18 protein-coding genes and 1 tRNA gene are annotated in these 24,471 nt (G+C 46.0%); 16 read left to right on the top strand and 3 right to left on the bottom strand.

All coding sequences use genetic code 11. The features are described 5' to 3' along the window. The first annotated feature begins 6 nt into the window (after positions 1 to 6). Complete coding sequence (gene cysD, locus MFMK1_RS14060; RefSeq protein WP_366922322.1) at positions 7 to 888, top strand: sulfate adenylyltransferase subunit CysD; 882 nt, start codon at positions 7 to 9, stop codon at positions 886 to 888. Positions 889 to 1,080: 192 nt separating this feature from the next. Next, the gene (locus MFMK1_RS14055; protein WP_366922321.1) at positions 1,081 to 2,814 is read left to right on the top strand and encodes a GTP-binding protein; all 1,734 of its coding nucleotides are present in this window, start codon (positions 1,081 to 1,083) and stop codon (positions 2,812 to 2,814) included. A 48-nt stretch (positions 2,815 to 2,862) separates the two neighbouring features. Here the strand turns inward: MFMK1_RS14055 and MFMK1_RS14050 are convergent, their stop codons facing one another. Beyond that, entirely contained in the window at positions 2,863 to 3,852 is a 990-nt protein-coding gene (locus MFMK1_RS14050; RefSeq protein ID WP_366922320.1) for a 1-aminocyclopropane-1-carboxylate deaminase/D-cysteine desulfhydrase, read from the bottom strand. A 215-nt stretch (positions 3,853 to 4,067) separates the two neighbouring features. On the opposite strand from MFMK1_RS14050, the gene MFMK1_RS14045 reads away from it, so the two are divergent. From MFMK1_RS14045 to MFMK1_RS13985, 13 genes are all read left to right on the top strand, one after another. Beyond that, complete coding sequence (locus tag MFMK1_RS14045) at positions 4,068 to 5,048, top strand: WD40 repeat domain-containing protein (protein WP_366922319.1); 981 nt, start codon at positions 4,068 to 4,070, stop codon at positions 5,046 to 5,048. A gap of 22 nt (positions 5,049 to 5,070) precedes the next feature. Next, positions 5,071 to 5,673 (top strand): hypothetical protein, encoded by a 603-nt coding sequence (locus MFMK1_RS14040; RefSeq protein ID WP_366922318.1) that lies wholly within the window; start codon positions 5,071 to 5,073, stop codon positions 5,671 to 5,673. Between the two features lie 235 nt (positions 5,674 to 5,908). Next, entirely contained in the window at positions 5,909 to 7,033 is a 1,125-nt protein-coding gene (locus MFMK1_RS14035) for an HlyD family secretion protein (protein WP_366922317.1), read from the top strand. Between the two features lie 30 nt (positions 7,034 to 7,063). Continuing rightward, entirely contained in the window at positions 7,064 to 9,001 is a 1,938-nt protein-coding gene (locus MFMK1_RS14030; RefSeq protein ID WP_366922316.1) for an ATP-binding cassette domain-containing protein, read from the top strand. Then, positions 9,001 to 10,128, top strand: coding sequence for an ABC transporter permease (locus MFMK1_RS14025; RefSeq protein ID WP_366922315.1), 1,128 nt, complete (start codon positions 9,001 to 9,003; stop codon positions 10,126 to 10,128). The genes MFMK1_RS14030 and MFMK1_RS14025 overlap by 1 nt, the downstream gene beginning before the upstream one ends. Before the next feature lie 14 nt (positions 10,129 to 10,142). Continuing rightward, positions 10,143 to 11,270, top strand: coding sequence for an ABC transporter permease (locus MFMK1_RS14020; protein ID WP_366922314.1), 1,128 nt, complete (start codon positions 10,143 to 10,145; stop codon positions 11,268 to 11,270). 135 nt (positions 11,271 to 11,405) lie between these two features. Further along, positions 11,406 to 12,047, top strand: coding sequence for a lactate utilization protein (locus MFMK1_RS14015; protein WP_366924949.1), 642 nt, complete (start codon positions 11,406 to 11,408; stop codon positions 12,045 to 12,047). Between the two features lie 128 nt (positions 12,048 to 12,175). Continuing rightward, on the top strand, positions 12,176 to 17,023 hold the full coding sequence (locus MFMK1_RS14010) for an alpha-2-macroglobulin family protein (RefSeq protein WP_366922313.1): 4,848 nt from the start codon (positions 12,176 to 12,178) through the stop codon (positions 17,021 to 17,023). 60 nt (positions 17,024 to 17,083) lie between these two features. Continuing rightward, on the top strand, positions 17,084 to 17,962 hold the full coding sequence (amrB, locus tag MFMK1_RS14005; RefSeq protein ID WP_366922312.1) for an AmmeMemoRadiSam system protein B: 879 nt from the start codon (positions 17,084 to 17,086) through the stop codon (positions 17,960 to 17,962). Positions 17,963 to 18,150: 188 nt separating this feature from the next. Next, positions 18,151 to 18,227: transfer RNA gene (locus tag MFMK1_RS14000), tRNA-Pro, on the top strand. 421 nt (positions 18,228 to 18,648) lie between these two features. Further along, positions 18,649 to 20,427: a DUF4396 domain-containing protein gene (locus MFMK1_RS13995; protein ID WP_366922311.1), complete on the top strand. Its 1,779-nt coding sequence runs from the start codon at positions 18,649 to 18,651 to the stop codon at positions 20,425 to 20,427. 1 nt (position 20,428) lies between these two features. Further along, positions 20,429 to 21,646, top strand: coding sequence for a cell wall-binding repeat-containing protein (locus tag MFMK1_RS13990; RefSeq protein WP_366922310.1), 1,218 nt, complete (start codon positions 20,429 to 20,431; stop codon positions 21,644 to 21,646). A 31-nt stretch (positions 21,647 to 21,677) separates the two neighbouring features. Continuing rightward, positions 21,678 to 22,142, top strand: coding sequence for a hypothetical protein (locus tag MFMK1_RS13985; protein ID WP_366922309.1), 465 nt, complete (start codon positions 21,678 to 21,680; stop codon positions 22,140 to 22,142). Here MFMK1_RS13985 and MFMK1_RS13980 read toward each other — a convergent pair. After that, positions 22,139 to 22,405, bottom strand: coding sequence for a DUF1657 domain-containing protein (locus MFMK1_RS13980; protein ID WP_366922308.1), 267 nt, complete (start codon positions 22,403 to 22,405; stop codon positions 22,139 to 22,141). The genes MFMK1_RS13985 and MFMK1_RS13980 overlap by 4 nt on opposite strands. A gap of 195 nt (positions 22,406 to 22,600) precedes the next feature. After that, the gene (locus tag MFMK1_RS13975; RefSeq protein WP_366922307.1) at positions 22,601 to 23,179 is read right to left on the bottom strand and encodes a LysM peptidoglycan-binding domain-containing protein; all 579 of its coding nucleotides are present in this window, start codon (positions 23,177 to 23,179) and stop codon (positions 22,601 to 22,603) included. A 220-nt stretch (positions 23,180 to 23,399) separates the two neighbouring features. Here MFMK1_RS13975 and MFMK1_RS13970 point away from each other — a divergent pair, with 220 nt between their 5' ends. Continuing rightward, a complete protein-coding gene (locus MFMK1_RS13970) occupies positions 23,400 to 24,458 on the top strand; it encodes a TRAP transporter substrate-binding protein (RefSeq protein WP_366922306.1) in 1,059 nt (352 codons plus the stop codon). Positions 24,459 to 24,471: the final 13 nt, after the last annotated feature.

The raw sequence follows: 24,471 nt of genomic DNA, 5'->3' as shown, positions 1-24,471 counted from the left end.
ACTAAAATGGTTCATCTAACTAAATTGGAAAATAGGTCTATCCATATTTTACGAGAAGCATATGCAAATTTTAAAGATTTAGGAATGCTTTGGTCCATCGGTAAAGACAGTACAGTTCTTGTGCACCTTGCGAGAAAGGCATTTTTCGGCCATGTTCCGTTTCCGCTGGTTCATATTGATACGCATTATAAAATACCCGAGATGATTGAGTACCGGGACAACTATGCTAAACAATGGCGGCTGGATATGATTTACGGACAAAATGTTGAAGCTTTGAACGCCAAAAAGACATTTCCTGATGGTAATTGCACCAGGTTGGAATGCTGCAGATTGTTAAAGACAGAAGCTTTAAGGGCCACTCTAAATGGGACGGGAGCAAGATTAAGGCTGAATCATGAGACCGGTGAGTACGAGTTGGAGAAAAATCCGACAGCATTTACAGGAATAATTGTTGGAGTTCGGTCTGACGAGGAAGGATCAAGGTCCAAAGAGCGATACTTCTCTCCCAGAAGCCAACAAAATGACTGGCACGTTGGGGACCAGCCGCCGGAATTCTGGAATCAATATAAAACTGACTTTGCGCCAGGGACACATGTGAGAATACACCCTCTGCTTGACTGGACGGAATTAGACCTTTGGGAATATATTCAAAGAGAAAAAATCCCCATGGTATCACTTTATTTTGATAAGGGAGAAGGTAAGAGATACCGGTCGCTGGGATGCTGGCCGTGTACTCAGCCGGTAGAATCAAACGCCAGTACAGTGGCGGAAATTGTGGAAGAATTGAGATCCGGCAAGTTTTCAAACATTGCCGAGAGAAGCGGAAGAGATCAGGACAAAGAAGACGGCGGCGGCTTGGAAGAACTGCGGAAGGTGGGCTATATGTAACCTGCACGCCATGGAATGGAAGCCAGAGAACGCCTGCTCGCTTGCTAGCTCGGATGGTATCGTGCCAACTGCGCCACAAAGCTTTCGCATCTTGAATTTCTTGCTCCTGCTGCGATGGACTTTTTGGACACTCGCTTTTAGCTATGATGGCATACATGTGCTGAAATTTAACATAAAGGGATGGGATGAACAGTGACTAACGAAAATATGAATATCGTAATTGTAGGCCATGTGGATCACGGAAAAAGCACTATAATTGGGCGGCTATTAGCTGATACAAATACATTGCCACTTGGAAAGTTGGAGCAAGTAAGAGAAGCCTGCAGAAGAAATTCAAAGCCCTTTGAATATGCTTTTTTGTTGGATGCCTTAAAAGATGAACAGGCACAGGGAATTACGATTGATGCGGCCAGGGTATTTTTTAAAACAATAAAACGAAAGTATATCATTATGGATGCCCCGGGACATATTGAATTTCTTAAGAATATGGTTACAGGTGCAGCAAGAGCTGAGGCAGCTCTGCTGGTAATAGACGCACATGAAGGAGTAATGGAAAATTCCAAAAGACACGGCTATCTATTGTCAATGCTAGGCATTAAACAAGTTGTTGTTTTGGTAAATAAAATGGATGTAGTTGATTACAACCAAAAGCGATATGACAAGATAGTAACGGAGTATAAGGAGTTTCTTCTGGAAATCGGCGTAGAGGCACAATCATTTATTCCCGTCAGCGGCTTTATGGGAGATAATGTTGCAGTGTATTCTGCAAAAATGCCATGGTATGACAGCATGACGGTGTTGGAAAAATTGGACCAACTGGATAATGCACAAACTCCCGAAAACCAGATGTTTAGAATGCCGGTGCAGGGTGTTTTTAAGTTTACTGCCGGTGGAGATGATAGAAGAATAGTTGCGGGAACAATTGATGCGGGTAAAGTAAAAGTCGGGGATGAAGTGGCTTTCTATCCCAGTGCAAAGAAATCTAAGGTTAAATCCATAGAAAGATTCAACGCTGCAAAGATGGATGAAGATTCAGTGGCCAGTGCAACCGGATTTACCCTTGAAGAGCAGATATATATTACCCGAGGGGAACTGGCCTGCATACCGATAGAGGCCAAGCCGCAAGTATCTACCCGAATAAAGACAAAGTTATTTTGGTTGGGAAAAGAGCATTTGGGCAGCAACAGGAGCTATATTATTAAAATTGGCACTCAAAAGGTAAGTGCTGAACTTGAAAAGGTAATGGCTGTTCTTGATGCATCTACCTTAGTCAAGACAGAGAGACAGTTCGTGCAAAGGCATGAAGTGGCGGAAGTTATCTTCAAGTTGGAAAAAGAAGTTGCTTTTGATAAGGCAGAAAACTTAATAGAAACATCTAGGTTTGTACTGGTGGATAACTTCGAGATATCCGGCGGCGGTATTATTGTGGACAGCTTACCTGATGAGGTGGAGCAAAAAGAGACAGCAAAAAATAACAATTGGCGAAAAGCTGCTGTTACCAGAGAGGAAAGGGCGGTCAAATACGCACAGGAACCTCTGGTAGTACTGATTTCCGGCAAAAAGAATGCAGGAAAACGAAACTTGGCAAAGATTCTTGAAAGAGAACTTTTCACGGAAGGAAAATTTGTTTACCATCTGAACCCAGATGAATTAGTGCTAAATACCCAGACAACCAGGGAAGAATGCTTAAAAAAGATTGCTAAACTGTCACATCTTCTAATGAATGCAGGCTGCATCGTGGTCGCAGCAGTTGATGATATTGTGCCAAAGGAAATGACCATTCTATATGCTGAAATTAACTCAGATGACATGAAATTGGTCTGGCTTGGTGAGATAGATGATTACAATCCAGCTATAGATTTGCATCTTGATTTGTCTGAAGCCAGAGCGAGTGCTTATCAAAAAGTAAAGAACCTGCTGGACTGATAGTTATATACACTAGATCGAAGAATCTGATTAAGGGTTTTATTCAGTTTAAGATTTACTGAATTCCAGCGAAAGATGGCGAGCTGAGCTGTGCGTAAAAATACCGGGTGTACCGCCGGTATGCCAAAATAAGATTGGCTCGCTAAGCTTACTTTGGTCAATCATGTCTAGTAGTGCTGCCGCGGCTTTACCCGTATAGGTAGGGTCAAGTATAATCCCTTCCCTACGAGCAAAAGTTCTAATGGCCGCTAGACCCATCTCATCAGGCACACCGTAGCCGGCACCGATATAATCTCCAAGCACGGTGATGTCTTTTTGGCTGATAGAAATGGGCAGTTGAAATTCTTTAATGGTTTCTGTACATAATTCCATTAATTTCTCTGCAAGGTAATCAGCTGGGTGCCAAACGCTGATGCCCACCACCTGGCAGTCCGGTAAAAAAAGCTTGCAGCCAAGAATAATACCTGCTTGAGTACCGGCTGAACCACAAGCTGTGATGATGGTCTTGATATTTTCTCTTTGACCTTTCAATTCCTTAACGGCCGCTGTGTAGGAAATTACCCCCAGGTTGTTCGAACCGCCTAATGGAATAATATATGGATTATGGCCCAAGGAGACCAACTGTTCTTTTTCTCTCTTCAAGTGTTTTTCTAGTTCCAATGCATTTACATCGCCCAAGAATTTTAATTCCGCTCCCAGCAGCAGGTCCAACAGGTAGTTGCCTGAGGCTTCTGCCGTTTTTTCACCTAACAGTAATAATGTGGCGCGCAGGCCTAATTTTGCCGCAGCTGCAGCAGTCAATCGGGCATGATTAGACTGCTGTCCGCCAATGGTCACCAAGGTATCGCATTGCTTTTCTCGGGCATCTGCTGCTAAAAACTCAAGTTTTCTTAACTTATTGCCACCAAAAGCCAAGCCGGTCAAATCGTCCCGTTTTATCCATAGGTCAACATTTTTTTGGCTGTTGATGTTGTTCAGCCGCTCTAGTGGTGTCGGTAAGTTGGCCAGTTCTATTCTGGGTATTTTTTCAAAAAACATCTTATCACCTCGCTATAGGAAATAGCTGTTGGCAATACTTTTTCCGCGGAGTATCAATTTATACATCGGCCGACCATTCGCGGCGCACGTTGTTTTTTAAGTTATAATACTGCGTCACGTTACTTCACAAAAAGGTCACAATCACGTCACAGTTTTATCAAAATGATGGGCTATACTTTTAAAGATTAAGCTAACCAAAGTAGGGGGCGTTATCAATGTCGAAAAAAGTCTTATTATCTTTAATGTTACTACTTTTTGTAGTGGGTTTGACAGCATGTTCAGCTGCGGAACAATATCTCGTTTACGTACCTAATGCCGGAGACGGCACCGTAACGGTATATGATACTTCAACACAGAAGGTAAAACAAACCATTAGTGTTGGAAAAACAGCTTCCCACGGAGTAGCGGTAACGCCAGATAATAGGTACCTGTATACGGGAGATCTAGACGGCGGAAATATTTACGTGGTGGATACCCAGACAGGTAAAAAAGTTAAGACTATTAATGTAGGTGAAAGGACCCATGGTGTTGATATCAGCCCTGACGGTAAGTATGTCTTGGTGGCGGCAGGGAGGTCAGGCGGGCCCATATTGGCCGTGATTGATACCACCACTAATGAAATAGCGCAGACTATCACTGAGGGCATGGCAGGACCTACCCACATGAGCTTTTCACCGGATGGCCAAAGAGCATATATTGCCGACCCGGTGGCTAATGGTGTGATAGTGGTAGATATGAAAACCTTTAAGGTGGAGGGTGTCTGGGATTCAGGCAGTGAAGGGGCACAGGAGACCCGGCCATCCTCTGACGGCAAGTACCTGTACGTGGCAAATTACGAAGGCGGTACCATCGGGGTACTGGATACCGGCAGCGGTAAATTGGAAAAGATTATTCCTACCGGTGAAAAAACCCATGCGGTAGCTGTGTCCCCTGACAACCGCTATATTTGGGTGGTAGCCCAAGGCCAGGGTACAGTACAAGTGATAGATGTTGAGGCTGATTACAAAGTGGCCCAGGTAATTGATGTCACTCCTTCGCCAAACCACGTCAGCTTCACACCTGACGGTCAAAATGTCTTTATTACCGATAGTAAAGAAAACCGGGTGTACATTTTCAACGCCAAAGATTACAGTGAACTGTACCATTATGATGTAGGTGCATCACCTCATGAAATTGATTTCGTATCAGTACAATAGCAATAGCGAGAGGATGACTGTCATGAAGAAAAAAGGATTGGCTATTTTAATAATGATTTTTGCTTTGAGCTTAATACTTGTAGGTTGTACCTCTGGAGAGAAGGCACCAGAACAAGGCGATAATGTATCTCAAGATACCCCAGCCCAGGCCGGTAAGGATGCACCTGCCCAAGCAGGTGAGAATCAAAATGAGCAGGCAGTGGCTGAGGATCAATTTGAGCAGATGTATTTCCGCGTCGATGAAGGCCAGGGCAGTGTTGAAGTAGGTGTGTTCTGGGCAGCGCCGGAATATTTCGAGGCCGTAGGTAACGAACAGTCAGTGGACCAACTGGACTTAGAGAATAATATCGTTTTTGAGGTGTCCATGACCACCCATTCCGGCGATTTAAGGGATTACTCCATGCTGGAAAAAGCCGAATTAGAGGTAGACGGAAAAATATTAAAGCCCACCAAGTGGGAATTGTCCAGCAAGGACAGTCACCACCCCGTAGGCGTGCTGGCTTTCCCCGCCAAAGATGAAAATGGTGATGGAGTAATCAGGACGGATTCTACGATAAAATTGAACATGAAGGATTTGCGGGATGTTCCTAAGCGGATGTTTGTCTGGGAACTTCCGATGAAATAGCAGCTTATAACATAGTAATGGCCGTGCACTCGATGCATAGAAGGCTTGCCAGCTTTGCTGGCTTAGCCGTACTTGTGCTCTTGAGTGCATGGCCTTTTTTGATGTCCGCCAAATAAATTCGGTAAAATAGGTTGACAAATTAGCACTAACGGTGTAAGAATATAATGGCAATACCCACTGGGGGTAGTTTGTGAGATATCTAAGATAATGGATTTAACCGTTGGGAGGGCAAAAAATGGTGAAGCTTTGGCAGAAGAAAAAATTGGCCGTAGTCCTTGTTGTAGGGCTGCTGATTATTGGGGGATGGGGAGTATTTAATGTGTTCGCTAGTGAGGATGACCCTGGTGTAATCCAAAGCAGCGGCTTTGTAGAGGGAGATCGGGTGATAATCAGTGCAGAAATTCCAGGAAGACTAACGGAACTGGCTGTAGATGAAGGGGAACAGGTCAAAAAGGGTCAGTTGCTTGCTAAACTTGATGATAGACAGCTTCGCGCAAAAGTTGAACAGGCAGAGGCCCAGTTTGCAGTAGCTGAAAGTCAGGTAGAACAGGCGCAGCTTGCCGTAGATTTGACTGACCGTCAGTACACCGGTACAGTTGCTCAAGCTAGGGCTGCTGCGGAGACGGCACGGGCCAATGCCAACCAGGTAAGGGCAGCCTTGAAGCAGGCAGAGGATGAATTGACAAGGTACCGGCAGTTGTATAAGCAAAACGTCGTTTCCGAAGCGCAGTCCGAAGCAGTGACAAATAAGTATAACGCAGCAAAAGCCCAGTATGAAGCTGTGGAAAAACAGGTACAGCAGGCCGAAGCGGCTCTGCAGATGGCTTACGATACACAAGTTTCTACAGGAGAACAGGTAGAGGATCAACATTATAGCCAGGCCGATGCAGCTTTAAAAGTAGCTTTAGCTAACAAGAAGTTGGCTCGGGCTGTGCTGGAAGAAGCCGAGGCGATATTGGCCAAGACTGAAATTTATGCTCCCAGCGACGGTATAATAGTCAATAAACTTGTGGAACTGGGTGAAAGTGCGGTACCGGGCACCCCGCTCTTACAATTAGTAAATATGGATCAGTTGACCCTCAAGGTCTACGTAACCGGAAAGGATATTGGCAGGGTTAAACTTAAGCAGACTGCCAAGGTATACGTTGACTCCTATCCTGATAAGCCACTCAACGGCAGGGTAGTAAAGGTAGCATCGGAAGCCGAATTTACTCCCAAAAATGTTCACATGCCGGATGAAAGGGTAAAAATGGTTTACGCCGTAGAACTTGAAGTTGGTAACGCCGGTGGAGCAATCAAGCCCGGTATGCCGGCGGACGCTGAAATTATGACAGTTACTGAAGATAGTGGAAATAAGTAAAGCATTCTCAGATTTCAGGGAGAGGTTTATTTGGAACAGAATACAATAATTACCCGGGGGTTGACGAAAAACTTTGATAGCGTAACAGCTGTGAACGGGTTGGATTTAAGTGTGAAAAAAGGCGAGATATTCGGCCTGGTAGGCCCCGACGGCGCTGGGAAGACTACCACAATCCAGATGCTTTGCGGCATTCTCTCGCCCACGTCCGGAAGGGCTGCCGTGGCCGAGGTGGATAGCGTTAATAATGCCGAAGGCCTTGGCGGTAAAATTGGTTATATGTCAGAAGCATTCAGCTTATACGGCACTTTATCGGTAGGAGAAAACATCGATTTTTTTGCTGATCTGTACCAAGTGCCCAAGGAAGAAAGAGAAAAGAGAAAAGAAAAACTGCTGCAGTTTAGCCGGCTGACCGAGTTTATTGACCGGCCGGCGGAAAACCTTTCCGGGGGGATGAAAAAGAAGCTGGCCCTCTGTTGTACACTCATGTATTCGCCGGAAATTCTCTTTCTGGATGAACCCACCACAGGTGTAGACCCGGTATCTCGCCGAGAATTTTGGAAACTGATATATGATTTTATCAGCGAGGGAGTGACGGTTTTCGTCTGCACACCATATATGGATGAAGCGGAAAGGTGCGACCGGGTTGCTTTAATGCACCAAGGGCGCATTATTAAGTGTGATACACCTCGGTCCCTAAAACAAAGTATGCAGGGGACCCTGCTAAGCATCAAGGCCAATCCTCTGCGTCGGGCATTTGAAATTCTCCGGCAGGAGTACTCTAAGGTTGAGATTTTCGGAGAAGAGCTGCATTTAGAGGTTAGTGATGCGCGTCAAGAAGAAAGGGTTGGCAATTTATTAACCGATGCCGGGATAAAGGTGGAAGATATTCGAGGGATTATGCCTTCACTTGAGGATATCTTTGTATCCATCATCGATGAGGGGCCGAAAGAAGGGCAGGAAACAGAAAAAAACTGGCAGTTATTGGTACCGCAAAGAAACGACGACAGCAGTAAGGCTGCCCAGGAAACTGATTATTCAGTAGAAGTAGAAGAATTGACAAGAACATTTGGTAGTTTCACGGCAGTTAACAAGGCTGGCTTTAAAGTCAAACGGGGAGAGATTTTCGGATTTTTAGGACCCAACGGGTCAGGAAAGTCAACCACCATCAAGATGCTGTGCGGGCTGCTGCCGCCAACGTCGGGTAAGGCGCGGGTGGCAGGGTTAGACATTTTTAAGCATTCCCGCAAGCTGCGTTCTAAAATAGGCTACATGTCCCAGAAATTTTCTCTCTATGATGACTTGACTGCGGAAGAGAATATAAACTTTTTTGCCGGTGTTTATGGCCTGCGCGGTAACGTATTAAAGGAACGTAAAGCGTGGGTTTTGGCAATGGCCGGCCTGACCGGCAAAGAAAACACTGTCACCCGGGATCTTTCCGGCGGCTGGAAGCAGCGCTTGGCTTTGGGCTGCTCCATCCTGCACCAGCCGGAGATATTATTTTTGGATGAACCCACGTCAGGAGTTGACCCTAACGCCCGAAGGGAATTTTGGGATCTGATTTACCAACTTTCGGAACAAGGGGTTACAGTGTTTGTCACCACTCATTACATGGATGAGGCGGAGCACTGCCACACCATTGCCCTTATTTATTACGGTAATATGGTTGCCATGGGTAGTCCCAGTCAGTTAAAAGAAGAAAATCTGGCTGGAGAGTTGCTGGAGATCGAAACGCCTAACCCCATGGGCGCTTTAGACCTTTTAACTGAAGATGCTGCCTATCAGCAGGCAAGTGTTTTTGGCAGTACGCTGCATCTTATGGTTGACAATGCTGCCCAGGCGGCGGCCGGGGTTAAAAAATTGTTGGAGCAAAATCATCACCCGGTTAGTCGTGTTGAGAAAGCACCGCTGACCATGGAAGACCTTTTTGTTGCTTTGATTGAAGCTGAGGACAGAAAGGGGGCTTATTAATGCGGCGAATACTGGCCATGCTTCGTAAAGAGTCTTTAGAAATCAGACGAGACCCGTATTCTTTGGGAATTGCCATTTTACTGCCGTTAATAATGCTTTTATTGTTCGGCTATGCCATAAACCTGGATTTAAAGAATGTCCAGTTAGCGGTATGGGATCAGGATAAGTCCGCTGAAAGCCGCCAATATATTTCAAGTTTTAGTAATTCGGGCTATTTTATTATTCAAGACCAGGCGGCCAACTACAAGGATATCTACCGGCTGATGGACCGGGGTGAGGTGGATGCAGCACTGGTAATTCCGCCGCAATTTTCGGATCGGTTACTAAAGGGTTTGCCCGCGGAAGTCCAGACAATGGTAGATGGCTCATTTCCACCCACGGCTAAGGTTGCCATTAATTATACCAAAGCTATCAATGAGGCCCGGTCAGCTGAAGTCGTAAACGGTATGCTGCAGCGAAAGGGCCTGCCTCAAGTGGAAGAAGCAGTAACAGTAGATCCTCGGGTCTGGTATAACCCGTCTCTTGACAGCAAGAACTTTATTATTCCCGGTTTATTTGGCGTATTGCTGATGGCCTTTCCGCCACTGCTATCGGTGCTGGCAGTGGTACGGGAGAAGGAACGGGGGTCTATCCAGCAGGTGATGATATCCCCTATTAAGCCCTATGAATTCATTCTGGGTAAGCTTTTGCCTTATGGTGTCATCGCTTTTATCGAAGTACTGGTAATTCTGGTTGCTGCCGTTTTTTGGTTTCAAATACCGGTTGAAGGCAGTCTCCTGCTCTTTTTATTATTATCGGTAATCTATGTGATGTGCACTGTGGCCATTGGCCTGTTGGCATCTACCGTTACCAGGTCCCAGGTGGTGGCCATGCTATTAGCCATAGTAATTACAGTGATGCCTTCCATGTTATTTTCCGGGTTTGTTTACCCCATATTCAACATGCCAAAATTCTTCCAGTACTACACCTATCTTTTTCCCGCGCGGTTCTTTATTGAGATTTCCCGAGGCATTTTCCTGAAGGGAAACGGACTGAGCTACCTTTGGGTGGATATATTATGGCTGCTGGGTTATACGGGAGTTATCATTACCCTGGCTTCGATGCGGTTTAAAAAGAAGGTTGCGTAAGGGGGGTGCATCCGATGTATACACGTTTGATGTCGCTGGTAAAAAAAGAATTTATTCAGTTTTTCCGGGATAAGGCTATGGTTTTCTTGGTGCTTTACATTTTCATGGAAGTGGCTATTTGCGGCTGGGCTTTATTCCTTGATGTAAATAATCTACCCGTCGCTTTTTATGATATGGATAAATCTGCTGAGAGCCGGGAGTTGTTGGACCGGTTTCGCAGTCTGGACAATTTTTCTGTGGAGTATTTTGTCAATGAACCCGGTACGGTGGATGAGTTGATTAAAAGCGGCAGGGTAGACATGGCCGTCATCATTCCCGGGGACTATTCCCGCGATTTAGCCCGGGGTCTTACAACAAATGTCCAATTGCTGGTAGATGGGTCCAACTCACAAATTGCTGCCACGGCCCTGGGTTATGCATCCCAGGTTATTCGGGACTACTCCCAAGCTATTGAAATTGAGCGCTTAGGAGTTGACCGCAAAGCGCTGGAGAGCATGCCGGTAATCAACAACCGGATCAATGTGCTCTATGACCCAGAACTTAAATTCACCCACTTTAACCTGTTGGCCATGCTTGCCCTGGCAGCGCTGCTGACTGGCGTGCTGCTGGCTGCGGGTGCTATAGTGCGGGAAAAGGAAGCGGGTACATTGGAGCAATTAATGGTGACTCCCATCAGTTCTGCAGAGTTTGTGATAGCAAAGATTTTGCCAATGGGTATTATTAAAACGGTGGGGCTAGGGGTGGGTGTGGTCATCGCCATGTTTCTCTTCGATGTGCCTTTGAAGGGCAGTTTGATGTTGTTCTTCCTGCTATCCACCTTAATCTTTTTTGCCGCCATGGGCTTGGGAGTTCTCCTGGCGACGTATGCAAAAACCTTACAGCAGGTGCTGCTGCTGAGTTTTTTTGCCCTCTTCCCCATTATGTTTTTATCAGGAACTATGGTACCCATTTCCAGTATGCCTTCCGCGCTGCAGTGGATTTCCTTCATAAGCCCGCTGCGTCATTACATGGAAATTGTATTAGGTATATTCCTGAAAGGCGTCGGCATGGAGGCATTGTGGATTCACGCTCTGGCATTGGCAATATTTGGCCTGGTAATTTTCTGGCTCAGTGTACGACGGTTAAACAAGGGATTGGTATGATGGTGATGCCGATGCCATTTCTGCTGATTTTAAAAACCAATGACCTGTAAAAACCAGGAAAAGCTGATCATAAAAGCGAAATATATGTACTATAACTATTTTAAGTTTCTAAACCGAAAACTTAGAGGAGGGTTAATTTTGAGTGTACAAAAATGGCATAATGAGCAATTGGCGGAGATAACAGTGGGTGCCTTAAAGAAAAATGGATTTGATGCGGAGTATTTTACTAATTCAAAAGACGCAGTTGATTCTGTTTTGAGCTTAATAACATCAGGGATGACCATCGGATTTGGTGGTTCTGCTACCGTCAAAGGGCTGAATGTGGCGGAAAAAGCGGCCGAGCTTGGAGCAGTTATTTTAGACCACAATGTACCCGAGTTGTCCGCGGAAGAAAAGTTGGAAGTGCGGCGTAAGCAGCTGACCAGTGATATCTTTTTATGCAGTAGTAATGCGCTAACTTTAGACGGATACCTGGTAAACGTAGATGGAACTGGTAATCGGGTGGCAGCCATGTCTTTTGGACCCAAGAAAGTGATAGTCTTGGCAGGTGTAAACAAAATATGTAAAGATACCGAAGCGGGATTTGCAAGAATTGAGTTAAGTGCCGCACCTAAAAATACTAATCGATTGAATTTAAAAACCCCATGTGCTACCACTGGCGTTTGTGCTGATTGTAACAGTGAAAAAAGAATCTGCCGCATCTATTCTGTGCTAAAGAAAAAGCCTTCGGCAGCAGATTTTAAAGTAATAATTGTCGGAGAAACTTTGGGCTATTAATATGTAACCGCAAAGAGTCCCGTTAAGCCAAAACTTACATCAAGGATATTGTTAAAGGGAAAAGAAGTGGGACTAAAAATACTTAAGATATCGTAAAGAGTGTTATTTTTTTACAGGGGGAAAGTAGAGTGAAAAAATACGTGTCCATTGTTGGTGCGCTTCTGATCGTGACAGCAGTTACATTTGCTATTACAGCGGCTAATGACCACCCAGTAGAGGTTACCAGCGGTGCCATTGCCGCAGAGATTGACCTGAGACCCACTGTATCTGACCAGGGAGGAGTCAACCTGGATTCGGAGTTTCTTATCCAGTCTAATGTGGCTTTAAATGCCCGGCAGATTAAGGAAAAGCTGACGCTAAGCCCTGCCGTGGGGTTCACGGTCAAACAAAACGCCAAAGGCAGCCAAGAGCTTCGAATTGTACCCGATCAGCCTTTGGACCCTAATCGTATCTACAGGTTTGCTCTGGCCCTGGATGAGCAGCCACCTCTAAAATGGGCGTTTCAGACGAAAGGAAAATTTAGCATCGTCTCCACCCTGCCCCGGGATAAGTCTGCTTTAGTACCGATTGACAGCGGTATTGAAATTAATTTTTCCCATTTAAATTTTGAAGAAATTAAAGATTACTTTTCCATTAGCCCCAAAGTGGACGGTAATTTCATAGTACATAAAAAAACAGCGGTATTTATTTCGAAAAAACTAGAACCGGCGACTGTATACACTGTTACGGTAAAAAAGGGGCTGCCGCTGGCGGGAAGTGACCAAGTACTGCAGGAAGATTACACATTTCAGTTTGAAACAGATAGTGGAGTTCAAGGTAAAGGACAGGATTATGACCTAAGCTTTTATCGCAGTAACTTGGATTTTACCACTGAAGATACCCCTTTAATTCCTGTAGGCTACTATAACCGGAATCAGGAAGAGCTCCCCGAAGTGCAGGTAGGCATTTATCGGTACCCCGATGCATCAGCTTACATCGAAGCTCTGAGCGAGCGGGAGAAAATCCCCTCTTGGGCATCTCGCAGCCGGGAAAAGTATCGAGAAGACACTTCATCCTTGAACCGGGTGGCTGAATTCGTCTCTCCTTTGAAGGCTTACGACTACCGAAACATTCTAGAATTCCCTGAGCCTATGCCAGCCGGCTTTTACGTGGCTGAGGTATCAGTTAAGGACTTTCGGGGACAGTTATGGTTTCAGGTAACTGACCTGGGTATTTATGCCGCTTACGCCGACAATAAGACTTTAGTCTGGGTTAATGACCTGCTTAGCGGGATACCTGTGGCGGAAACGGTAGTAAGGGCTGAAGGCAAAGAGCAGGGGGTTATGACCGGGCCTGACGGTTTAGCCGAGCTAACCGCTCTTAAGGGCGGGGGTGGCGGCCCCTATATCACAGTAACCAAAGGTAATCAAACAGCGGTAGCTGCAGTTGGACACCAACTCCCTTGGGATGAGGAAAGAGAGAAATTACGGGAAAAGCAGCGCTTTTACTGGAAGTACCTTTACCTGGACAGGGGGCTGTATAAACCTAATGATACAGTTAATTTCTGGGGTCTTGTCAAGCCCAGGATGCCCGGCGTCAACCGGCCGGAGCAGATTACGGCAGCCATTACCAAATGGGGCGGCTGGCAAGACCAATCGTTTATTGCTTCCAAAGAAATTAAGTTAAACGAATTTACTTTTGACGGCAATATCAAACTTCCCAATCTTTTACCGGGGTATTATTATCTAACTGTAAAAGATGGGGAACAGTTAATTACTCAACAAGGTTTTGAGGTAAAAACCTATTCAAAGCCGGCTTATCAAGTGGAAATCACGCCGAATCGGAAAGCGGTTTTTGTGGGGGAACCAGTAGATTTTAAGCTTAAAGCTGCTTTTTTCGAAGGTACAGGTGCTGCTAATATACCGTTCGACTATCGTCTTCAAGATAAAAAAGGTACTTTAACCACCGACTCTAGAGGGGAGGCGGGACTTAAGTATCTACCAATGTACGAAGGGACCCTGTATGGCCCGGTGCAGCACCGCTATCTTCAAGTCAATGCCGACCTTCCCGAAAGTGGCGAAATTACCGGTAGAAGTTCGGTGATAGTACTGAATAATGACTTGGAAATAGAAGCGGATGGCAGCATTACCGATGGTACCGGCAGCGTCCACATGAAACTTTACCAATTAACCGTTGATAAAGTAAACAGCGGTAGTAAGGACCCGTGGGAACAGGATGCTTTTCGCAGTGGTTCTGCGGCGGACCAAACAGTAACGGTAAAGGTTTACTACGACCACTGGGAAAAGGTAGAAGAGGGTGGAGAATATTACGACTTCATCAACAAAAAAGTGCGGAAAAAATATCATTATCAGTATCAAAAGATTTTTGTCACTCAGGGGCAGGTGACCACTAACCAAGATGGCAGTGCGGGATTTACCTTTCCAGCGTCAGGGGACCGGTCTTACCGGGTTGAACTGTCCACCCAGGATACCAAAGGCAACTTAGCAGCCAAGGAAATCTACTTGATAGGACCTAATTTTTATCGGGAATCCGACTATCAGTGGTATCACCTAGAACCCAATAATCAATCAGGCAAATACTCAACCGGTGAAACCGTAAGGGTGGTACTGAAAAATAATGAGGCGGTTGTTGCGTCCAGGGAAAAAGGTTTCCTGTACTTTACTGCCCGTGACGGGGTGTTGAATAGTTATGTCCGTGATGATAGCTCATTTACCACTGAATTTGATGCAGAGTTTATCCCTAATGTTTGGCTAAAAGGAGTTTATTTTGACGGGAGGTACTACTACGAGACGCCGGCACAGTTGGCAGCTTTTGACACGGCGGAGAAAGCATTAGATATCCAAGTCAGCACCGACCGTAGGCAGTACAGACCCAAAGATACGGTAAAGGTATCTTTGGAAGTGAAAGATAAACAGGGCCGGCCGGTAGAAGCCAAGGTCAATTTAAACTTAGTAGACGAAGCACTTTTTGCCTTAAAGGATCAGCATGTAGATATCCTGCGGTCCTTGTACGGCGACCTAATCCCCAGCGGGGTTAATCGCACCGTTAGTACCCACCATGCACCGGTGGAGAATAGCGGCGGTGCTGAACACGGCGGCGAAGGGGAATCTGACAGAAAAGACTTCAAGGATGCCGTCTTCTTTAAAACCATAACCACCGACCAGCATGGTCGCGCCCAGGTGTCCTTTCAAGTGCCGGATAATTTGACTTCCTGGCGCCTTACTTATCAGGCAGTGACTAAAAGTCTGCAGGCCGGCAACGGAACAAGTAAAATCAAGGTAAAGCTGCCCTTTTTCTTAGATATGGTTTTAAATAATACCTATTTGACTGGGGATCGGCCGGTGATACCCGTGCGGTCATTTGGCAATCAGCTAAATAATGGAGCTGAAGTAACATATACTGCCAGGTTGAAGTCAAATGCCGGCGAAATAAAGAATATCGTCTTAACAGGAAAGGCTTTCGAACCTGTACAGCTTGAGCTGCCACCATTAAAGGCGGGCGGCTATGAACTTACCGTTACCGGTAAAAGCGGCCAGGGATTAACTGATACCCTAACCTTAACTTTTGATGTGGTGGAGACGCTGATGACCCGGCAGCACACCGACTTTTACCTGCTGGATGAGATGACGAAGATTAATGGTTCACCCGATTCCATATCAACCTTAGTATTCACAGACTACCAGCGGAGCCAGTATCTCAATACCTTGTGGCGGCTTTTAGGGGTAGGAGGAAGCAGGATTGAGCAAAGACTGGCGGCGGCCAAAGCCCGGGACTTGCTGGAAGAATATTTCCCGGACACTCGGATAATGAAGGACGCGGGTACTGACTTCCTTAAGTATCAAAGCCCCGATGGGGGGATAGCTATTCTTCCCTATGCGGACTCTGATTTGGCGCTCAGCGCCAAGATAGCTGCTCTGGGGTTAGAAGGATTCGATAATTCCGTATTGACACAGTATTTTTATCGGGTAATGAACGACCCGAAACAAAGCAGGGAGCGGGGCATTATTGCCTTATACGGCTTAGCTGCTTTAAAAGAACCGGTATTAAGAGAAGTTGATTGGCTGTCCCGGCAGGAAGATTTAACCGTCAAAGAACAGCTTTACCTGATTCTGGCCCTGACTGAAAGCGGTGACAGACAGCGGGCGCTATCAAAACTTGAGCAGTTATTTCTCTCAGACGGGGAAAAAATTGGTGCTGCCGTGAGGATTAATATGGGCGAGGATCAGGATGATGTGCTGGAGGCTACGGCTTTGGCCGCTGTGGCTGCCGCGACTTTAGACGCCAAGGGGCAGAACCAGCTGCAGCAATACCTGCTTGATAACCATACCACCGCTATCCTTACCTATATTGAACAGCTGTTATTCTTAGATCAAGCACTGACCAGGATGCCTCAGGAGAAGGTCGGTTTCAGTTATATCGTTGATGGCAAAAAGAAGGAGGTCACCTTGGAGCCGGGGCAAACTTTATCTTTGCATCTAACACCGGAAAAATTGGCCGACCTGCAGTTTAAAGGAATTCAGGGCCAGGTAGGGGTTACCGTTGTCTACGAAAGTAGTTTGGGGGCCGAAGGAGATACTAGTGTTGATGGATCTAAGGTGACAAGAAAATATTCAAGCCCTCGCAGCTCCGGAAATGAGCTTCGGGTAGGCGACTTAGTACAGGTGAATATTTCCTACCAATTTGGCAGCAAAGCCCCGGATGGGACTTATCAAATCACTGATTACCTGCCTGCTGGGTTGAAGGTAGTAGAAAGGCCTTATAATTGGGGGGTAAAGCACGATACGCGTCTTAATTACCCGGTGCAGGTAAGCGGGCAGAAATCGGTATTTGTCGTTGGACATAAAAACGGTTCTTTTCATTATTATGCCAGAGTAATTGGCAGCGGGGAGTTCAAGGCAGAGAAAGCAGTTCTTCAGCACTTAAAGAGCGGCAAAATTTACAGCATGACCGGTGATGACAGGGTAATAATCAAATGAGAACCATTTGATGAAACAACTGCCAGTAGAACTCCGGTTGAAACGTTGGGTAGTGATAAAATGAAGAAACTACTGTTGATAGCTCTTATAGTTTCGTTGGCGGTTTTACTGGCCTCTATTCCCCGGGGAGAAACGGAAAGCAAGATAGTCCCGGCCGCCGGGGAGAGTGTCCACCCCAATCAATTCTTCATGCCGGAATATTTTTCTCCCCGCCCAGAGGGGGAACAGGAGTCGAGCGACAACCGTATTGACGGTGCAGTGGTGCCGCACCATCTTTTAGCACATCAGCTAATAAGCCAAGTGTTTAGCCGTTTTAGGCAGCAAGAACCTAGTCTTTTGGTGCTAGTTGGGCCCAACCACCACAATCGGGGAGAAAGAATTATTACCGGCACCTGGGACTGGCAAACCCCCTTTGGCACTGTGGAAGTAGACAGGGAAGTTGTTGGTAAACTTTTGGACGCTGCCCCTGTTAAGCAGGATGACATGGTGCTAGATTCCGAACATTCCATCGGTAACTTGATGCCTTTTATCAAATTCTATCTTCCCGAAACTAAGGTTGTCCCCCTGATATTACATCATGATGTAAGTAGACAGGAAGCTAAACTTCTAGCCGAACAATTAAATGAGGTGACAGATGAGGGGGCAGTAATTATTGCGTCAGTGGATTTTTCCCATTATCTGACGAGGGAGGAAGCCCAGCAGAAAGATCGAGAGACAATGGCTGCATTAAAAGCAGATAATTTGGGCCGAATTTTCTCAATGGGTAATGACTATTTAGATTCACCCGCGTCCTTAGGAGTGCTTTTTACCGCCATGGACGCGAGAGGTTTGAATGAATTTAAGGTTCTTGCTAACACAAATTCAGGCATGATCCTGAAAAATGATTTAATTGAAACCACCAGCTACTTCAGTTTGGTTTTCGAGTGCGGATACAAATAAGTGACACTTGGTGCCACTTGGTGCCTGACACCAGGCATCAAATAAGTGACACCGCAGGGTGACACCCATTGATGTCTGTCGCCCTGCGGCCACCAACCGGTCAAACCGGTCCGTGTGAACTTGACAAAACGGCTGAAAGTAGGTAAAATAGTCCTTGTCGGTAAAAACAGATAGCTATTAAATTGTGTCGGGGCGTGGCTCAGCTTGGTAGAGCGCTACCTTGGGGTGGTAGAGGTCGCAAGTTCAAATCTTGTCGCTCCGACCATTTATATGTCTACGAGGGTTTTGGGGGATTTGAAGGCATTATAGTTTAGTGGCCTAATCCAGGCCCGATTACGACAGCTTAGACCACTTTCTAGTTGATTTGAAAAAAATCCTAGGAAGTGGTCATTTTGTTATTAAAGTTCGCAATTCAAAGTCAGGAGTTTTTGGAGGGAGGTTCTTTTAGATGCCTCCATCTAAAACATTAGTACATTTTTACTTGTACCAAATTCTTGATGGGGAACATATGGAAATCAGTGCAGATATAATTGAAGCAGAGAATGAATGAGTTTAAAAAGTAGTCTCCGCTTGTTATTAATTAAACACCTAAACCACCCCTTATCGCGGGGGTGTTTTTTTTCATGCATGCACACCTTATAACTGTTTAATACTAATAATTAATAAACAAAAGTGAGGTCTTTGCTGTGAAGAAACTATCGTTACTGCTGGCTGTTTTTTTTGTTTCGATGCTGGTTCTTGGACCGTTATACATATTTCGAGAATATACCAGCAAAGGAGAAACTAAATTTGTCGCTGAGCGGCTGCACTGGAATACCGGTAATACTACCCGGGTATGGGGCGCTGATTGGCCTGAGCAGCAGAGAAATATTTTCAACATGCTTACCTGGCAGGAGCCGCAGAAGTTGCTGCTGCTACCTGCTGATGACTGGCGCCCGGCAGTTCAATTGAGTCATTTGATGGCGCCGCCGCTAAAGGCGCTGCCGGTCCTAATGACAGACAAAGCGGCTGCTGACGCTGGGGCACTGCCGGTATATTTAGAGCAGTTAGGACTTGCCCGGGATGACATAGCCGCGGTGGTGCTGCCGGTAAAGTGGAGCCAATATGCTGCGGCTATCAAGGAGAGTTTGGCTGTGGATGTACACATTGCTAAGGATCAGCCTCCAGGCCGCAACACTTTGGTAGTTCCCGGAGATGACCCAGCGTGGGCAATTCCTGCCTTGACTTGGTCAGCTCTTACCGGGGACAGGGTGGTGGCTGCCGCTGAGGGCGATGAAACGACCACGCTGCCCGACGGCAGTAATAACATTTACTTATTGGGAAACAAAAATCTGCTGATGGACAAAGGGTCGCAAAAGAAAGCTCGGCTGGTGGGCGGTAATAACCCCGTGGAGGCAGCTGTCGCATTTGCGGAATATTATCAACGGGATACCGATTTTGGCTGGTGGAACAGTCGGGAAACTCCGGAAGGAGGGCGGACTTATTTCCTGGTAGATGAAAAAAATTGGCGCGGTGCGCTGACTATTGCCTCCTTGGCGCCCCGGGGCAGGTTCGGCCCCATGCTGCTAACTAAAGGTACGAGGCTGCCGCCGAAGGTGGAAAGTTATTATTGGCGTACTAAACCCGAATGGTTTGTTACCCCCACCGAAGGACCCTATAATCATACCTTTGTGGTGGGAGATCTGAAAAAGATTCCGTTTGCCGCCCAGGCTCGGGCGGATTTCGCCGAGGAAATCAATACCTATATGATGCAGGGGGATCAGGGTAACAGTGCTCTGGATGGATGGGTGATAATATGGCTGGCTTTCATCTTCTCCGCCGCCATTTGGATATGGAATCATATGGTCACCCGTAATACGGATCTATCGCCATATATGAAGTTTTCCTGGCTGTTTGTGGCCCTTTTATTGGGGCCGCTGGGCATCTATGCTTACTATATTAATTATCGGGGTTACAGCCACCGGGTCAGCCAGGCACGGCACATTAAGCCATTTTGGGTTCAGGTGATTTCTGCAAATCTGAGCACTTTGGGTTTCGGCGCACCGGCCATGATAATTGTGGGTTTTATCTTGACTATTAATGGACTGCCTCTGATAGAGTTTGACAGCCCGTTCTATCTATTGGGTAACCCGATGATAATCAGCATTATTATTTCATATCTTGCCGGACTGGCGGTATTGGTGCTGGTATTTGTCCCGTTAATGTTAAGGATTAATGAGGACTCCCGGTATTGGGATACGGTAAAAGATAGTGCTTTGGTGATTTTCATTTCCATGAGCGGTGTATCGCTGGGTATGCTTCCTCTCATGTGGTGGCTGATGATGGAATACCTGCCCATGATGCCGGAAGAGAGTAATCTGTTATGGTGGGGTGTCATGTATTCGTCCACCATTGTTGGCGCTTTCACCGGCTTGTTATTTAACTGGCCGTTGGTAGCACATGGCCGCAAAAAGGGGGATATGTAAGATGAAATATATCCGTCGCAAGCATCATGTCCGTTGGTGGTTTGTGATAGTTTTGGCAGAATTGATGCTGGGCAGCGCGCTGCTGGCACTGCTGCCCGGACCTTTCTACAGCGCAACATCCGAAAACCTGCCTCTTTTGAAGCCGTTAGTCACAGCAAATACCACCCGTTTATACGGGAAAAATCATATTGAAACCGCCGCTGCCATCAGTGAGGCCATTTATCCGGCCACCTTTACAGATAATAAACCCGGCGCTGTCATTTTGACACCTGATAATGATTGGCGTACTGCCTTGACTGCGGTAGGCCTGATACATCATCCCATTGATGCTCCGGTATTGTTTATTCGGCGAAATGAAATACCGAAGGTTACCATGCAGGAATTAAAAAGATTAGACCCTGAAGGTGTTTTTTTGGATGGTAATGTGAAGGTATATGTGGTGGGTGACGTGGCGGACAGTGTGCTGACGGACTTGAGTAACGAGGGTTATAAATACCGTCACTTTAATAAGCGTCAATATTCCCAATTGGCTTATAGCATTGATGAATACAAGGCAACAATGGAAGCCAACCATCAGGATGAGGTACTGCTTCTCCCTGCGGATGCTCCGGAATATGCCTTGCTGGCGGCACCCTGGGTAGCCCATATGGGCCATACTATCTTATTTGTTGAGCGGGACAAAGTTCCTGAGGAAACCATTAAGGCACTAAAAAAGCGTCCGGTGGATGCATACATATATTTGTTTGGTCCGGAAAAGGTTATCTCTACCCAAGTTGCCAAGTCATTAAGCCAATACGGTCATGTACAGCGCATTCCCGGCGATAATCCCCAGGCCTTTTCGGTGGGATTTGCCGGATATAAAGATATAGGCAGAAATCAAGGGTATTGGCTATGGCAGAGCAGTCGATCTTTTGGCTGGGGTGTCTCCGAGGCGGGGCATAATATTACCTTTGTCAATCCGGATCAGCCATTTGATGCGGTTGCTGCCGCACTTCTTTCTCATAAAGGTAAGCATGGACCTATGCTTTGGGTGGGTCGGGCTGATGTGGCACCGGAAGTAGTGAAGTATTTGCAGTTGATTAAACCCTTTTATTTGTCCAACCAGGAACAGTTGTTTAATTTTGGTTGGCTGATCGGCGATACGGATGCGGTTTCCCAGTCGGTACAGAAGCGCCTGGACTCGCTGCTTCAGGTAAAGATGGCAGACACTACCAGGTAAAACAATCTAACAGTTTTGGCGGGGTGAGAGAATGGTTAAAGTAGTATCAATTTTTCCCGAGAATAATCAAGCCATGCAAACGGTAGAATTGCTGGCAGGAGAGGATATCAGCGATGGGATGGTTACCGATTTAACCGGGAATTATGAGGAGCAAATAAAGCATGAAATATTTCTTACCGCCCGAGAATTGCGTTGGACTTTGGTTGGCGGCTTGATAGGTGCGATCCTTTTAGGACTGTTATTTTTCTTGGTCGCGTTAGGTGAAGTTAGCCCGCCTTTGCTTTTGCCTTTGGCGGCAGCAGGACCCTATGCTGCCGCATTTACCGGGGTAGGGACAGGCGTGGCTTTGGGTGCGCTGCTCACTGGTCTTTGGGCTTTACAGCTTCCTCTTCAGGCGGATTTTTCCGGCGGTGCTATGCTTATACTTTACTGTCACCCCAACAAAAAGAGAAAGGCAATCAAACTGATTGCTTTTCAAGGCGGTAAATTTGTTTAAGGTTGTCGTTGGGATTGCTGTTGATTTTGGTTTTGTGCGGCCTGCTGTTGAGCCATTTCGTTGACCTTGTAGGTTGGTTCCTGTTGTTCTACATAATTGACCCGATTGGACAGGTCATTAACCATCTGTTCCAGCTGTTGACTGCAGCTGTTATAAAACTGCTTTGCCTGGGGGTCCATGGTCTGCAGGGAATAGGTCTGCAGCTGCCCTCCGGCAGTTCTTAACATACCTAATGTTTGGTGAAGTTGTTGGCCTACGGTCATGCCTTCACCTCCTTTTTTTTATAAATCAGAATAGGGATGCTGACAGGCAGCAGCTCTATTGACATATAGTTAAGCCTGTTTGTATTGTTCACAAACAGGCTTAACTATATGTTGGCAGTAGATGGAAAAAGATAGCTTTTACCCTAGCTATTTCAAAAGACTTTGATTAATTTTTTAAAAAATAATCTTAATTTCTTACGAGTTCTCCTGGCTCGGTATGCAGATTTTCTGGCCGGCAAATATTTTGCCCGGGTCGACAATCTGCGGATTGGCCGCAAAGATTTCTCTTACCGTTACATTGAAGCGGGCAGAGATTTGGTTGAGGGTTTCTCCCTGCTTAACAGTGTAAAAGAAACCTGAACAAGGTATGTCTGCCGGCGGGGGTATGGGTATGCAGATTGTTTGTCTGGCGAAAATCACTTCCGGATTGACTATCTGAGGGTTGGCTATAAGAATGTCAACAAGCCGCACCCCAAAACGTTGGGAAATTTGTACCAGCGTATCGCCGGCGGAAACGGTGAGATAAAAACCACTGCATGTTTGCGGTGGCGGAGGCAGCGGAATGCATACTCTTTGCCCGGGTACCACGGCATTTGGGTCATCTATTTGGGGATTTGCTGCAATGATGTCCCTTAAGGGAGTACCGAAGCGTGTGGATAGGATGAAAAGAGTATCACCCGGGGTAATGGTATATAGGATACCGCTGCATTGTGACGGAGACGGAGGGGTCTGTCTTACGCTATTCTCAAATACTCGCTTTTTTTCTTCGTTCATAAATATCCCCCTAAGTAGTTTTCTTTAATCCATACTATGAAACCGCAGTTGTAATGGTACAAAAGTTTATCCCATTTACGATAAGTTTTGCTATTTACCAATGACCATAAAAAACAAAAAGACCAATATGGTGAAATTGTTTTCAGAAAACTTGGATAATGATAGATTATTGTCATAGACATAATTGTCTGAGAAATCATAATATTGAGGAGGTTTTTTAATGAAGTTTAAGAAGGTCACGTTGTTGGTAGTGGTAATGTTGCTGGTTGGTTCTTTGGTTGCTGGGTGTGGTGCCCGTTCGGAGCAACCGGCGGCAGATAATGGTGGCGAAGGGGACAAGGCGGCGAAGCAAGAAAAGATTGTCATCAAGTTTTCCCATGTAGTTGCTGAAAACACTCCCAAGGGACAAGCTGCGGTAATGTTTGAAGAAAAGGCTGAGGAATATACCGATGGTAAAGTAGATGTACAGGTATTCCCTAACTCTCAGTTATATAATGATAACGACGTCCTATCAGCAATCCAGCAGAATAACGTGCAGATGGCTGCTCCGGCAACATCCAAGGTTTCTAAACTTTTCCCTGAATGGACCATTTTTGACTTCCCGTTTGCTTTTCCCAGTACTGAGAAGGTACAGGAAGCGATGGAAAGCCCAGAAATTGGCGGCAAGTTGTTTAACATGTTAAAGGATAAGCAGCTCTTAGGTTTGGCTATGTGGGATAACGGTTTTAAGCAGATGAGCTTAGACGACCAGCCGCTTTATATGCCTAAAGATTTCGAAGGTAAGAGTTTCCGTGTCATGTCTAGTGAAGTTTTGGAAGCTCAGTTCAAGGCCTTAAATGCTAACCCCACTCCCATGCCCTTCAGTGAAGTTTACAGCGCGTTGGAGCAGGGCGTTATTGACGGTCAGGAAAATACCCTGTCCAATATTTACTCCAAGAAATTTCACGAAGTACAGAAGTATATGACTCTTAGTAACCACGGATACCTGGGTTACGCAGTAATCACTAATTCCGAATTCTGGGAAGGCCTGCCGGAAGATGTGCGTGCCGGACTGGAAAAAGCTCTGGATGAAACTACCCAATGGGTACGGGATAACGGTGAAAGAATTAATGGCGAAGCCCTTGATAAGATTAAAGCAGACGGTACCCTTGAAGAAATCCATGAATTAACTCCGGACGAGAAGAAGGCGTGGATGGAAGCGACAGATAAGGTTTATGATGACTTCGAAGATATAGTGGGTTCCGACCTAATTGAAGCAGTTAAAGCTCTGCGTGACTAGTTAGTTTTTAAAG

Source organism: Metallumcola ferriviriculae (assembly GCF_035573695.1).
Lineage (GTDB): Bacteria > Bacillota > JADQBR01 > JADQBR01 > JADQBR01 > Metallumcola > Metallumcola ferriviriculae.
Note: the sequence above shows the minus strand (reverse complement) of the source record. Positions and strands in the feature narration are given on the sequence as shown.